We start from the raw sequence: 13,651 nt of genomic DNA on the forward strand, positions 1-13,651 counted from the left end.
CCAATCCAGTTACATTCAATAGCCAGACGCTATAAAATAGTAGCATCACAATATCTGCAATCCATGATTTTAATCCAGTTAAAAACATCCAGCAGGTCACTTTTTCGCCAAAGCTTTATTTCTTTGTCACAAATCCTTGCCAGCCACTTGCGCCGTAGATGGAAGAGGTGCAAGCTGGACGCTCTGTACATCTTTTCATCCGCTCCCCGCCTCTGGCCTTCACGGCTTCCTGGCCTGGGTCTGATCCCGGTACAGCTTCGCTTTTCCTGACGGCCCCCTTACGGCCCCGGTTTTCTGCTTTCTGTTTTCTTTTTTGTCTCTTGTATCTGTGAATATTACATGCCCCTTCAACTGATTCCGGTCCGCCTCCAGAGCTATTACAGCCACACCCTGCACAGCCGCTGGCACCCTTATTGGGGGGCAATTCCGGGCAATGTACGCGGGTCGTTGTTGGTATTGCTGGCAGCCCTGTCCGGGGCCTGTATGGGCGGGCTGATCAAGATGATCGGCCAGCGCATCCCGGTGTTCGAGATCCTTTTTATCCGCCAGCTCTTTGCCGTCAGCATTATTGCCCCGGTGGTGATCCGCAACTGGCGCACCACCTTTCGCACCACGCTGTTTCGCTTTCACCTGCTGCGCGGGGTTTGCTCTGGTATTGCCATGAGTGCCGGGTTTACCGCTGTGGTCCACCTGCCGCTGGCCCAGGTCACAGCGATCAGCTTTGTCCGCACGCTCTTTACCACCCTGCTGGCGATCATCTTTCTGCGCGAAGTCGTGGGTATCCGCCGCTGGTCAGTCACCATTGTCGGTTTTATCGGCGTGCTGATTATTATCCAGCCTGACCTTTCTTCCGGCTCGGAAGCGGTCGGGGAAACCCTGCTGACACTTGAAGCCTTTCTGGCGGCAACAACGACCTTTGTCCAGGAGCATCTCTATGCCCTGCTCGCCCTGACCGGGGCCTTCTTTGTCGCTGCGGTCATGATTATCCTGCGCAAGCTCTCGCAGGTCGACAAACCCTCGACCATTATGGCCTATCAGTACAGCTTCATCACCCTCTATATGATCGGCCCGGCGATCTGGTTCTGGGTGCCGCCGTCACTGACAGATGTGCTGATTATCGGGGTGATCGCCGCGCTGATGTCGCTGATGCACTGGCTGTATATCCAGGCCTTTCGCGTGGCCGAAACGGTCGCAGTCGCGCCGATGGAATATTCCCGGCTGCTCTTTGCTACCGGCATCGGCATTGTCTTTTTTGGCGAAATCCCAACGGTCTATACCCTGAGCGGGGCGGCGATCATCATCGCCTCAACCCTCTACACTATCCACCGAAACGCCCTGCGCAAACGCCAGGACCAGGGGGAAGTTACAGCGACATTTCCTGAAAAATAACCCTGTGCAAAACAAGTTTTCCCGCATTATTTGCAGTGGTACCTGCTTCATAACAGCCAGGGATCAGGCGGGCCTTCCGGGGTGGGATGGTTTGGTTCCTCCGGGCTCTGGCCGGGGCCGGGACGCGGACCGCGCCGCAACTCCACTTCGGACAAACAAGGGGTAAAGTCGGATTTCATGATGTTATCTCCTTCACACAGACAAACTGGCTGGTCTCCAAGCCCTGTACTCTCCCTTTTGTACAGCTGCTCAGACCAGGCACTATTGTTCCTGCCAGCCCCACCAGTTCCTGTATTGCAACCGGTCCTTGATCCGGTTCTGGATCTGGCGCTGGATCTCTACTGACAGGCCATTGCCCGAATTCACGGGGACCAGCGCCAGTTCATCACGCAGTTTGGTATAGCGGGCCTCGAAGTCCCCGCTCCAGGCTTGTGAGGCTTTGATATCTTCAATCAGATTGGCCAGACCGTGTTTGACCGGGGTGTGGAATTCAACCTGTTCGATGGATTTTTTCAAACGCCCGCTCCAGTCATAAATCCCCTTGGCCACCGCCCCGATGGTCGAGATGGTGGTCAGGATGGCACAGAGCCAGGCAAAGTCCGGCGAGGCAAGAATACCCAGCCCGGTTCCCCCGCTGGAGGCGGCCCCGAGCGCGATCAGAAAGTCGATATGCTGCGAGCGACTGGCCAGCCGGTCGTGGCATTCGTGATGATAGTCTATTTCATAGAGCGAGTTGAGATAGGCACGATAAACCTGATTGATACGCGCCACTTCCTGCGGTGACATGGCGTACTCCCACGTGTTGTTTTACAGGGGGGGGCGATGCTCAAATTTCAGGATATGACACACCACGGCAAAAAAATCGCAAAGCACCAGACCTGCAAAGTACCGGAACCGGAAAGAGCAGAGATCACCCCTTGAACTCGAATAATTATATAACACGGATCTTCATCAGAACGAAGATCAAAACAATTCATGATTGTATCTGGAGAATTTCTCAATATTCCACCCAAAATAGCCTTGCCCAATGTTTCAGGTTTACGAAATATTTTCCGGAAATATTTCAGACTATGCTACGCTGTATCCCTGTCCTGAGAGAGGAAAAGATCATGTCGCTTGCTGAAGGTGGATGTCTTTGCGGAGAGGTCAGATATGCTGTCCAGGCCGCGCCGGTCCGGGTGACCTTCTGCCACTGCAAATTTTGCCAGAAGGCCACCGGCAGTGCCTATCTGGTTGAGCCGATTTTTGAAGCCGCCTGCTTCGCGACCATCCGGGGCAGCGCCAAGGTCTATAAACACAAATCCGAAGGCAGCGGCAAAAAGGTCTATATCCATTTTTGCGCCACCTGTGGCACCAAGCTCTATCTGACGTTCGAGCGCTTTGCCGATGCTGTCGGGGTCTACGGCGGCACCTTTGACGATCCCGACTGGTTTGACCGCACAGGCGAAACCGCCAAACACATTTTTCTGGAAACTGCCCAGCGCGGCACCATCATCCCGCCAGGCATCAACTGTTATCTTGCTCACGCAACCACCAACGACGGTACAGCGGTCAATCCGCAGGTCTACGACAAACCCAGGATGTTCTGAAGAGAGGCTCTTTAAACTCGATAGTGTTTTAAAAGGGTGAAGCACCCCCCTACTTGTCGCGCCACACCGCCGGGCGTTTTTCGACGAAGGCATTGATCCCTTCTTCCGCATCTGCCTTGAGCATGTTTTCCACCATTACCCGCCCCGCAAGCCCATAAGCTTCCTCAAGCGGCAATTCACGCTGTTCATAAAAAGCCCGCTTGCCGATTGCCAGGGTCAGGGCCGATTTTCTCGCAATAGCTTGCGCAAGCTCCAGGGTCGCAGCGCCCAGCGCATCAGTTCTCACAACACGGTTGACCAGCCCGATGGCTTCGGCCCGTGTTGCCGGGATCAGGTCGCCTGTAAGCAACATTTCCATGGCGTGTTTGCTGGACAGGTTGCGCGATAGAGCCACCATCGGTGTAGAGCAGAACAGGCCAATATGCACCCCCGGCGTGGCAAAGCGGGCCGTATCGGCGGCAACAGCCAGATCACAACTCGCCACCAGTTGACAGCCCGCCGCCGTCGCGATCCCGGCGACTTCGGCAATCACCGGGCAGCGGTGGCGGACAATCGCCTGCATTACCGCCGAACAGCGCGTGAAGATACGGCTGAAGATTTCCGCACCGCCATCGGCTTCTGCCCGGGCGGCGCGCAGTTCCTTCAGGTCGTGCCCGGCACAAAAGGCCGGACCGCTGGCTGCCAGTACGATAACCCGTACCGAAGGATCGGCCTCCGCCCGCTGCAGGGCAGCCTCCAGCAGTCCCAACATCTTTTCCGACAGGGCATTGCGCCGGGCGGCATCGTTCAGGGTCAGACGCAACACTCCGCTGTCATCCAGTTGCCAAAGCAAAATCTGCTCACCTGTCTCAACCTTGTCTGCCTGTTTAGAAAGTGCCTGATCTGTCATCGTCTTTTCCTTTTTCCAACCACCTGCCCCTGTACGCGTACAGCTTTTGAGCCGTTGCACAGGCTGGCTGTTACAGCAGGCCAAGCCCTGCAAGCCGGGGGATCTCGATCGCCGGGCAGCGGTTCATCACCACCCTGATCCCGGCGGCTTCGGCCAGTTCGGCCGCTTCATAACTGACCACCTCCAGCTGCATCCAGATCACTTTGACACCGATGGCAATCGCCTCTTTTGTCATCTCCAGTGCCGCATCAGACGCGCGGAAGACATCGACCATATCAATGGCGTGACCCTGTGCCTTCAGGTCAGCAAGCGACGCAAAACAGGGGCGGCCCCAGATCTTCTGCCCTGCCTCAGCTCCGCTGCCGGAACGCACCCCTCCAGCCGCCAGTGCCGGGTTGACCGGAAACATTTCATAGCCCTGCTGCTGCAGAAAACCAAACACCCCGTTGCTGGCGCGATGCGGCTTGTCGCTTGCCCCGACCAGCGCAATGGTTCTGACCTCTTTCAGAATATCAACAAGATAGGCATCGCTGTAGAAATCGGCTTGATGATCGTGAGTTTTGGGAGCCGGGGTTTTGGGAGCCGGGTTTTTGGGATCGGGAGACATGGAGGACTTCACCAGAGGTTAAAAACCCAGCAAAGCAGGTTTTCCCACAGGGCTCAAGCCCGAGTTATCCAGACCCTAGTTATCCAGGCCCGAGTTATCCAGGCCCAAGCTATCGAGACAGGAGTGCCCCTTCCCCAAGAGCGCCCCACTCACCCCCCTGGCTAGATCGGAACAAAATTGCGCAGCAGCCAGATCGCGGCAATGCCTGCGGCCATGGTCAGTGGCAGGCTGCGGGTCAGCAGGGCAACCGCCGCCGCGATTCCTCCGGCCAGCCATTCTCTGGGCCCGCCGGATAAAACCAGCAGCGACACCAGCGAGATGATCAGACAGCCCGGCAGCGCGTTCAGTCCCCGAGCCCAGCGCCCGCTCTGCGGCAGACGCTGGCCCAGCAGCACCCCGCCCAGACGAATGGAAAAGGTCGCCAGCGCCAGAGCAAAGATCACCGGATAGATATCTGTGACGGTTTCATTCATGTTGCTTTTTCCCCAGTTTCTGGGCCAGTTTCTGGGCCGTCCTCTTGCCCGCGTTCTTGCTTCCCTTCTTGCCTGTTCCAGCTGGCCACAACCGCCCCCAGCACCCCGCCGAGCACCAGCGCGTGCGAGGGATCAAGCAGCCCGCCCAACACCGCTAGCGCCACCACGGCAAAGGAGGTCAGCCAGGGCCAGAGATCCCCGCGCCCGCGCCAGAGCGAGCGGGCAATGGCGATAAAGGCGGCGGTAAAGGCAAAGTCCATGCCCAGCGCTTTGGGCTCGGGAATAGCGGCGGCAAAAATCACCCCGCAAACGGTCGAGGCCAACCAGGTCACCAGCAGACAGGCCCCGCCGCCGACCAGATACCAGTAGCCCACCTTCACCCCCCGGGCGCGGGTCGCCAGCATCAGGGCCCAGTTCTCGTCAGTGGTCATATGTGCGCCCAGCAAGCGCTGCCACAGTGGCCGCCCGGCAAAAACATCGCGGATCGAAGCCGTCACCAGCAACAGGCGCAGGTTGAGCGCAAGTCCCGCCACCAGTGCCGACAGCGCCCCGGCCCCGGCGACCAGACGCTCAACCACGACAATCTGTGATGATCCGGCAAAAACCAGCGCCCCCATTACACCGATGTCCAGCGCGTCCATTGTTGCTTGCGCCGCCAGCAAACCAAAGGCCAGCCCATAGATCGCCACGCCCAGCGCCAGCGGCGTGATATCCCGCACCGCCAGCCAGAACTCCGCCCGGGGAGCCATCCCCCCGTCGCGGAAAACATCGGCTGAAATTCTCCCCCCTGCCCGCGCCGGGGTTTTGCCTGAATTTTTGCCAAAATTTTGGGGTGGATTGTCGCCTGATTTTTGGGACAATTTCCGGGGCACTTCATCCTGCGGTCTGGTCGGGTCCATAGTCTGCATCTTTTCATTTCATAACGAACGATTGTTCGATATAGTGACAAAGATACTATTGTTCGTCAAGATGAACTACTGTTCTTTTTACCGAACGATTTTTACATGACATTCAAGACAAAAGACCCAGTAGACCCCAGTAGACCCCAGTAGACAGTGAACCCAGTAGACAGTGAACCCAGCCGAATGAAACCAATTGACCTGATTGCCGCCACCCTGCCCCGCGAACGCCAACGAGCCGGACTGTCCCTGTCGCAACTGGCGAAACAGGCGGGGGTCGCCAAATCCACCCTGTCACAGCTGGAATCAGGGGCAGGCAATCCCGCGCTGGAAACCCTCTGGGCCCTGGCTACGGCGCTGAACATTCCGGTCAGCCGCCTGATCGATGCGCCGCAGCCCGACACCCGACTGATCCGTGCGGGCGACGGTCCCAAGGCCCTGTCATCAGAAGCCAACTATATCGCCACCCTGCTGTCCAGCTGTCCGCCCTCGGCCCGGCGCGATATCTTCCGCGTTTGCGTCCAGCCCGGCCAGGCCCGCAACTCCGATCCCCATCCCGCGGGTACCATGGAACATGTCATTCTCTGCTCCGGCCGCGCCCTGGTCGGCCCCAGCGACGCCCCGGTCGAACTGGCCCCCGGCGACTACTTCACCTACCCCGGCGACCGCCCCCACACCTTCAAAGCCCTCGCCCCGGATACATCAGCCGTGCTGATGATGGAAAGTATTTAAGAGCCAACCCCCGCTTCCCTTTATGCACCGCTATGCTATGACGGATCCGGCGATCAATGCGGGGGCTTATTGTCATAGCTTCCCTTTATGCACCGCTATACTATGACAGCAGCATAGGAAGCATAAGCAGCAGCGGCGTCATAGCTTCCCTTTATGCACCGCTATGCTATGACAGAGGTCGAATAACAGGCTGAAATACAAGACAAAAGGCCCGATTCATCAAAATAAAAACGGCTGGTTTACAGCGTTTTTGATGAACCGGGTCCATTTTTTTCGTCATTTTTGAACGGATCAGGGGCTGGTTATTCGCCCATGCCGATGGATTTGAGGAACTCGGCTTCGGTCAGACGCGGGTGGTCTCCGGCGAAGTCGTAACTCTTGGGTTTTCTGTCGATATAGATCTCGGCGGCGAGGGTGAAGGCCTCCTGCTGGTCAAAGGCCCCGACCCAGACCACGTTCATGCCGCCTTCCTTGAGACGATAGAACAGATGGGTGCCGCAGGTTTTGCAAAAGCCGCGCTCGGCCCAGTCTGACGAACCGTAGACCGAGATATTGTCCTGGCCTTCGAACTGGATGCTGCCGACATCGGTGGCCAGCGCCGGGCCGCCGCCCCATTTGCGGCAGGTGCTGCAATGGCAAGCACCGTGACCTGTGGTGACCTCGCTTGCGGTGAACTTGACCGCACCGCAAAGGCACTTTCCGGTCATCTTCGCCACTTTTGGTTTTTCCTGCTGTGTCATGTTTCTACTCCCTCGGACATTTCACTGGTTCTTCTCAAAAATGATGCTGGTTTTGTGGTCAGCAACAGGGCCTGCCCGGTTGCCGAACGGCACAAATCCCCAAGCAATTCTCCCCACCCCGAAGATATCACGACAGGGTCCGGGCAAAACAGATGTTGGAACAGCAAGATTAACCAGAACATCATGACAGTTTATGTCAGGAGGCATTTTCAGCTGTTATTTTTTGGCTGTTGTTTCTCTCCAGCCTTATCTTGTGTCGCAGTTCTCCAACCCAGCTCGCGGTCCAGTTCGGCCAGCTGCAGCCCTATTCCACGCAGCTCGCTTTCGATCGCATCGGCAATCCGGATCAGCCCTTCACCAGTCAGTTTGGCGGCTTCGCGTTCGGCCTCCTGACTGGTGTCGCGTTCGGGGTGGCCTGACTTCCCCTTTGTCCTGTAACGCTTGCCATAGACAATCGTGGCGAGATCATTGGGGATAAGGTGCTCTACTCCGTCGAGGTCAAAATAGTCCTTCGCAATTACCGGTGGCGGACAGTCTTCAGACTTGCAGAGAAGATCCAGCTCCTGCCGCAATTTGTCCTTGGCATCTTTTTGCATGAGAGAACAGCAGAACAGACCAAGCAGGCAGAGCAAAAATCCGCCCGTCACGACAAATAACAGATACTGGTATCGGCTTTCCCCAAGGGACAAAATGGACAACAGCAGGATAAAAGCCCCGAACCCCAGTCCGATACGCAACCTTGTCACCCCGCCGTCAAACCAGAAGCGGCCTGCACGCATGCGATCACGCAGGAAAATCAGGGGGTAGAGCTGTTCCAGGTCACGGCGATGCTGTTGCAGTTCACTTTTGTGGCGCACCACATCGCGCATCAGCTGACCACAGCGCTGGCAGGTTGCTTCCCACTGTTCCGCGACCCGCTGCCGGGTTTTGACCAGATATTCCTTGTCGGAAAGGTCCGGAAAGTCACTTTGTTCCAACTCCCCGACATAATGCCGGAATTCGCGCAGCTGCTCCATCTCGCCACTGGGGGAAAGTCTCTCCCCCGAGGCAAAAGAAGAAGAAGCCGGAACTTTTTCCCGGTTATCCAGCACTTCATTGATATGAAACAACGACGCGCGATGTTCTTCCAACAGAAGCAAAGCCTGCCGGTCACGCTCGGCCCCAATTTCCCTCTTGCGCGTCTCGCTGTTGAGCTTGCGCCGGTCTCTCGCGGTTGTCTGAACAGACGTTGCGTTACGGATTGCCGTCTGTTTCGCAATCAGGCAGAAGAGATCCGGTTTTGCCACAAAAAGAACCCTTTCGCTTTGGCCGCGCTGTGCTATGACGCCCGCGCCCGTAAATTCAATTCTAACATATTGCGTTAAAACAATTAATACGACAACTCCCCTTTTAAAAAAACAACCCTTGCGAAAGGGATCTGCCCCCCGGTCAGCCCTTCGCCCTTCAGCCCTGTATTTTTCCACCCGAGCATCGTCTCCAAGTCTCTTCGGCTTTTCATGTCCCGCCTTAAATCCCACCTCAAATCCCACCTCAAATCCCTCCGGCCAAGATCCCGTAAATCCAGATCCCGCAACGCGCTCACCCGTCGCTTTCTCCCCCCTCTTGCCGCTCTTCTCTGCATTGTTCTGGTGGTGCTTTTCAAACAGATCTGGCAGAAAAGCCCTGCCGACTTTATCAGGCAGATCGACGCTATTTCTTTTGCAACACCAGAGATCACTCCACCAGATAGCGGATCAAGAGAACCAGGAATCTCTGTCGAAAAATCCGACAGAAACTCCCCCGTGATCGCAGGTTTTCCCCTGCCCTCCACACCCCCCGGAAAAACGCTGTCCGAACAGATCCCGCTGTGGCAACCGGAAAGCTGGCGCGAGGCCAAAAATGCGGCCGATGATGTGATCTTTCAGGATCGTCCGCGCAGTTTTTACTGTGGTTGCAGCTACAGCAGCGACGGCGACAGCGACGGTTCGGGCAAGATTGACGGGCCCTCCTGCGGGTATAAAGCCCAGGACAAGCATAAAAACCGCGCGGCCCGGGTCGAGTGGGAGCATGTGGTTCCCGCTTCCTTAATGCCAGCGCGCAACTTTGACTGCTGGACCAAAACAGCCGACGGCAAACGTGGCTCGCGCAGTCGCTGCGAGCAAGAGTCACCAGAGGCCCAGGCCATGATCTTTGACCTGCACAACCTTGTGCCTTCTATCGGGCAGGTTAACGCCTTGCGTGGCAACGACCGTTACGCAGAACTGCCTGCCAGCACATCTGATTTTGGCCGCTGCGAGATCGAGGATACCAACAGCAGCTTTGCCCCCCCGCCTTGCAAACGCGGAGATGTCGCGCGGATCTGGCTCTATATGTCTGCCCGTCACGGGGTGGAGCTGATTGCGGGAGAAGAGGACCGGTTCGAACGCTGGAGCAAGGCCGATCCCGTCAGTCCCTGGGAACGGGGCCGCCATGACCGTGTCGCCCATCTGACCGGGATCGAAAACCCTTTCGTCGCCCGCATCCCGCCAAATCCTGCCGGGGCTTGCTGGTGGGAAAATCCGGCACTTCCGCTAGAATCAGCCCGGAACAGCACAGGATCTTCTCCGCAATAATCGTCTTCACCCTGATAAAAATCTTCCAAAGGTTGTGATCTCCCGCTAGAGTTTCCGGAAACAAACCCTGTCTGCCCCACGGCTTCCTTTCCGGGACTCCCCATGATACCTCGCCTGTTGTTACCCCTGTTGTCCCCCGTGTCGTTACCGCTGTTATTATCGGCGTTCTGGCGGCTTTGCGCCCCGATTTTCCTGTCCGGGTCTCTGCTTCTGCTGCCCGTCGCACCTGCCCAAGCCGTCACCCAGCAAGAAGCCATGCAGGCCATGACCGAGGGGGACTTTGCCACCGCCTATGTTTTTTTTCTTGAACATGCCGAAGCAGGCAATCCGGCGGCCCAGTATCTCGTCGGTTACATGATGGAACGCGGTGCCGGGACTGAACAAAACCTTGAACAGGCCATCGTCTGGTATCGCAAGGCTGCCAAACAGGGCAATCCCGATGCCCAACAGCAGCTGGCAAGACTGGGGGTCGCAGAACAGCCTGCATCCCCAGGCCTTACCCCTGAACAGGCCCTGTTTGAAAGAACCCTGGAACTGGCCCGCGCAGGTGATATGAAAGCCCAGACTGCCGTGGGTTACATGTACCAAAGCGGATCGGCAACAGCCCAGGACAATGCCGCCGCCCTGATCTGGTTTCACAAGGCCGCGGCGCAGGGAGACAGACTGGCCATGGTTGGCCTCGCTGTTCTCTACTACGATACGGACAACGCTTTTTCCGATACAACCAAAGCTTTTGAATGGTACAAAAAAGCCGCTGATCTGGACTATGAACCCGCCTTTATCCAAGTTGGCCTGCTGTACATGATCGGCGACGGCACAAAACAGGATCATGGCAAAGCCCGGATCTGGCTGGAGAAGGCCGCCGAACTTGGCGACAAAAACGCCCAGTTTTATCTGGGCGATCTCTTTCTGCAGAGTCAGGGGGGGCTTGCCGATTTTTTCAAGGCCCGCCGCTGGTACCAGGCCGCAGCAGAACAGGGGCAGGCCGATGCCCAGTTACGCCTGGCCATAATCTATCACGACGGCCTTGGCACAGAGCGTGATGATAAAACAGCGCTGGAGTGGATGAAACGTTCGGCAGAACAACAATATCACCCCGCGCTTTTTATGTTGGCGCAGTTTTATGAAGAAGGGCAAGTTGTCTCGCTCGACAGGCAGGAAGCTCTCAGGCTTTACCGTCAGGCCGAAGCGCTTGGCAACCTCAAGGCAACAGAGGCTATTGACCGGCTTGAAAGCCGGATCGCGCAAGAATTCGGGGGCAAAGCCGGGAGCAAAGCCCCAAGCAAAGCAGGGGAAACGCCAGATACTGCCGATGCTCCTGATGCCCCGGATACTCCTGATCCCGGCGCTGAAACAGCAGAAAAAAATCTCGGTTTTTTTGATGCCCTGAAACAGGCGGTAGCGGCGCAGAAACGGGGCAATTCACAAGATCAGAACGCACTTCAGAAGCTGTTTGGCTCAACAGAAGAGAGCCCAGAGGAAGAGCAAAACCCTGCCCCCCATGATGCCAGATCTTTTGCCAAAATCAAACAGGTCGCAGAAGAAGGCGATCTGGAAAGTCAGTACGAAGTCTCGCTCATCTATTTCCAGGGGGCCGGGCCGCAAGTTCCTCCTGACAGCAGCGAAGGCATGAACTGGCTACAGCTTGCCGCCCAGCGCGGTCATCCCGCGGCCCAGCTTGCCCTGGCCAAAGAATATCTCGCCCAGGCCAGTAAGGAGGCTGATCCCGACGAAAGCAGTGCCCTGAACAGAGACGCCTACATCTGGGCCCGTCTAGCTGGCAACAACGGCCTTGCCGAAGGCGAAGAGATCAGCAAAGCTGCCGCCGCCCTCTTGTCGTCCCGGGATCTTCAGCGAGCCGAACGCGCCGTCGCCAACTGGGAGATGCCCTCGTGACCTGCAGCCGTACCAACAAAGCGACAAATCGAACAGCTGTCCTGGCCCCAACAGGGATCAAACCTCTTTTCGCCCGGCTTTTGTTCATCCTTCCCCTTGTTGCAACGCTCGCTCTGGGGGCTGCCCCGGTTCAGGCCGGACCAACCGAAACCTTTGAAGAGGGTTTTTCCGCCTTTGCCCGGCAGGATATGGAAAAGTCTTTCCGGCTGTTCAAGCAAGCCGCCGAGGCCGGGAATACCTCGGCCCAGATCTATCTCGGGGCGTTTTACCGCCAGGGGATCGGCACGGAAAAGAACCCGCGCGAAGCCCTGCGCTGGATCAGCATTCTCGCCCGCAAAGGCGAAAAGGAAGCACAGTTTACGCTTGGGGAAATGCACGAGAAGGGCGAAGGCACACCCAAAGATCGCGACGAAGCCCTGCGCTGGTATCGCAAGGCGGCCCAACAGGGGCTGGCAGAAGCCATTGCCCGACTGGAACAACCGGGCTCTGCAGCAGAGCAGACGGCTTCGAAAACGCCAGAAACCAATACCGCCGCGTCTCCGACCCCGGCGCAGCAACAGGTCTTGGACAAATCAAAGGTCCCCTTCCCCAAACGCAAGCCCGAGATCACCCTCACCCCGCGCCAGCGCCTGCACCGCACTGCCGAAGCCGGGGATGCCGAGGCTCAACTCACGCTCTGGAGCATCCACGAAACCGAAGGAAACCTGCAAGAAGCGCTGAAGTGGATCAAAGAGGCGGCAAAAAACGGGCAGCCGGAAGCCCAATACACTTTAGCAGATCTCTATTATTACGGCGAAGATCTCCCCCAGGATTACATCCAGGCCCGGAACTGGTACCACAAGGCCGCTGAACAGGGGCACGCTGAATCCATGACAGCCATGGGCTTGTTTTACATCTATGGCGAAGGGGTCCCCAAGGATACAGAAACAGCGCTCTATTGGTTCAGGCTTGCCGCGAAGAATGGCAATGCGATGGGGCAGTATGTCCTTGCAGATCACTATCTGCGGGGAATGGGCGTTGAACAGGATCGGGCCAAAGCTCGCTACTGGTTTAAACTGGCCGCTGACCAGGATTTTGAGTATGCCGTAACAGCACTCGCTAAACTGGAACAAACACCCGGTTCACCCCCAAAGGAACCCGCGAAAAAACCAGCTTCGAAGCCAGGCTCAAAGCCCGGCAACCAAGCGAAATCTTCTGGCGCATCGTCCGGCATCAGGATGCCTGAAACCCCGGAAGATTTTCTGACTGTTGCGCGTGAGTTCTATCATGAGGGGGATCTCGAAAATACCTTCGTCATGGCCAAGATTGCGGCTCAGGGTGGCCATGAAGACGCGCAATACATGATCAGCGAAATGTATCGAAAGGGAAAAGGCACCCCAGCGGACCAGAGAGAGGCCTTTTTCTGGATCAAAAAAGCAGCCGAACAGGGAAACCCGGATTACCAGTACATGCTCGCCTTGGATTATGAAGATGGCAACGGGACGATAAAAGACATGAGCCAGGCTCTGAAGTGGTACAGGAAATCAGCCGAACAGAGCCTACCGGAAGCCCAGTACATCCTCGGGATTTATTATAATCTCAAGAGCAGCCCGCCAGATTATAAGGAGGGTTTCCACTGGGTATCCCGTGCTGCAAACCAGAACCTGCCCGAAGCAGAGTACCAAATGGGCGAGATTTATCTCAAGGGGCTGGGCCGCCCCGAAGACATCGTCGAAGCAATGCGCTGGTACGACAAAGCCGCCAGGCAAGGTTTTGAACCCGCGCAGAAGCGGCGTGAACAAATCCTTGCCCTTCTTGAATCCCGCAAGAAAACAAACTAGGCGAAAGAACATCTATACCGTTATTC

The 13,651-nt window shown here is 56.9% G+C and carries 14 protein-coding genes; 6 read left to right on the top strand and 8 right to left on the bottom strand.

Features of this window, described 5'->3' with window-relative positions:
- Window positions 1-339: 339 nt before the first annotated feature.
- Window positions 340-1,389 carry a DMT family transporter gene (locus B152_RS0106500; protein ID WP_020591593.1) on the top strand — a complete coding sequence of 350 codons (1,050 nt, stop codon included), beginning with the start codon at window positions 340-342 and terminating at the stop codon, window positions 1,387-1,389.
- Window positions 1,390-1,436: 47 nt separating this feature from the next.
- Here the strand turns inward: B152_RS0106500 and B152_RS26510 are convergent, their stop codons facing one another.
- The gene (locus B152_RS26510; protein ID WP_281168711.1) at window positions 1,437-1,568 is read right to left on the bottom strand and encodes a hypothetical protein; all 132 of its coding nucleotides are present in this window, start codon (window positions 1,566-1,568) and stop codon (window positions 1,437-1,439) included.
- An 82-nt stretch (window positions 1,569-1,650) separates the two neighbouring features.
- The gene (locus B152_RS0106505) at window positions 1,651-2,175 is read right to left on the bottom strand and encodes a hypothetical protein (RefSeq protein ID WP_020591594.1); all 525 of its coding nucleotides are present in this window, start codon (window positions 2,173-2,175) and stop codon (window positions 1,651-1,653) included.
- A gap of 323 nt (window positions 2,176-2,498) precedes the next feature.
- On the opposite strand from B152_RS0106505, the gene B152_RS22760 reads away from it, so the two are divergent.
- Window positions 2,499-2,978, top strand: a complete 480-nt coding sequence (locus tag B152_RS22760) for a GFA family protein (RefSeq protein ID WP_157230911.1) — start codon at window positions 2,499-2,501, stop codon at window positions 2,976-2,978.
- 49 nt (window positions 2,979-3,027) lie between these two features.
- On the opposite strand, the gene B152_RS0106520 is transcribed toward B152_RS22760, so the two are convergent.
- The 4 genes from B152_RS0106520 to B152_RS22765 all read right to left on the bottom strand — a co-directional run bounded on the left by B152_RS0106520 (window position 3,028) and on the right by B152_RS22765 (window position 5,846).
- Window positions 3,028-3,867, bottom strand: a complete 840-nt coding sequence (locus B152_RS0106520; RefSeq protein WP_020591597.1) for an enoyl-CoA hydratase — start codon at window positions 3,865-3,867, stop codon at window positions 3,028-3,030.
- 70 nt (window positions 3,868-3,937) lie between these two features.
- Window positions 3,938-4,474, bottom strand: coding sequence for a CoA-binding protein (locus B152_RS0106525; RefSeq protein ID WP_020591598.1), 537 nt, complete (start codon window positions 4,472-4,474; stop codon window positions 3,938-3,940).
- A 161-nt stretch (window positions 4,475-4,635) separates the two neighbouring features.
- Window positions 4,636-4,947, bottom strand: coding sequence for an AzlD family protein (locus B152_RS0106530; RefSeq protein ID WP_020591599.1), 312 nt, complete (start codon window positions 4,945-4,947; stop codon window positions 4,636-4,638).
- Complete coding sequence (locus tag B152_RS22765) at window positions 4,944-5,846, bottom strand: AzlC family ABC transporter permease (protein WP_211212143.1); 903 nt, start codon at window positions 5,844-5,846, stop codon at window positions 4,944-4,946. The genes B152_RS0106530 and B152_RS22765 overlap by 4 nt, the downstream gene beginning before the upstream one ends.
- Window positions 5,847-6,002: 156 nt before the next feature.
- Here B152_RS22765 and B152_RS0106540 point away from each other — a divergent pair, with 156 nt between their 5' ends.
- Window positions 6,003-6,578 carry a helix-turn-helix domain-containing protein gene (locus B152_RS0106540; protein ID WP_211212145.1) on the top strand — a complete coding sequence of 192 codons (576 nt, stop codon included), beginning with the start codon at window positions 6,003-6,005 and terminating at the stop codon, window positions 6,576-6,578.
- Between the two features lie 302 nt (window positions 6,579-6,880).
- Here B152_RS0106540 and B152_RS0106545 read toward each other — a convergent pair whose 3' ends face one another.
- Window positions 6,881-7,318 carry a GFA family protein gene (locus tag B152_RS0106545; RefSeq protein WP_020591602.1) on the bottom strand — a complete coding sequence of 146 codons (438 nt, stop codon included), beginning with the start codon at window positions 7,316-7,318 and terminating at the stop codon, window positions 6,881-6,883.
- A gap of 209 nt (window positions 7,319-7,527) precedes the next feature.
- Window positions 7,528-8,604, bottom strand: coding sequence for a hypothetical protein (locus B152_RS0106555; RefSeq protein ID WP_157230913.1), 1,077 nt, complete (start codon window positions 8,602-8,604; stop codon window positions 7,528-7,530).
- Window positions 8,605-8,814: 210 nt separating this feature from the next.
- Between B152_RS0106555 and B152_RS25100 the strand changes: the two genes are divergently transcribed.
- The 3 genes from B152_RS25100 to B152_RS0106570 all read left to right on the top strand — a co-directional run bounded on the left by B152_RS25100 (window position 8,815) and on the right by B152_RS0106570 (window position 13,625).
- Window positions 8,815-9,909, top strand: a complete 1,095-nt coding sequence (locus B152_RS25100; protein ID WP_020591605.1) for an endonuclease — start codon at window positions 8,815-8,817, stop codon at window positions 9,907-9,909.
- A gap of 102 nt (window positions 9,910-10,011) precedes the next feature.
- Window positions 10,012-11,805, top strand: a complete 1,794-nt coding sequence (locus B152_RS0106565) for an SEL1-like repeat protein (RefSeq protein WP_020591606.1) — start codon at window positions 10,012-10,014, stop codon at window positions 11,803-11,805.
- Window positions 11,802-13,625, top strand: a complete 1,824-nt coding sequence (locus tag B152_RS0106570; protein ID WP_020591607.1) for an SEL1-like repeat protein — start codon at window positions 11,802-11,804, stop codon at window positions 13,623-13,625. Before B152_RS0106565 ends, B152_RS0106570 begins: the two co-directional genes overlap by 4 nt.
- Window positions 13,626-13,651 lie beyond the last annotated feature (26 nt).

The sequence above is a fragment of the Kiloniella laminariae DSM 19542 genome (genome assembly GCF_000374005.1).
Taxonomy (GTDB): Bacteria; Pseudomonadota; Alphaproteobacteria; order Kiloniellales; family Kiloniellaceae; genus Kiloniella; species Kiloniella laminariae.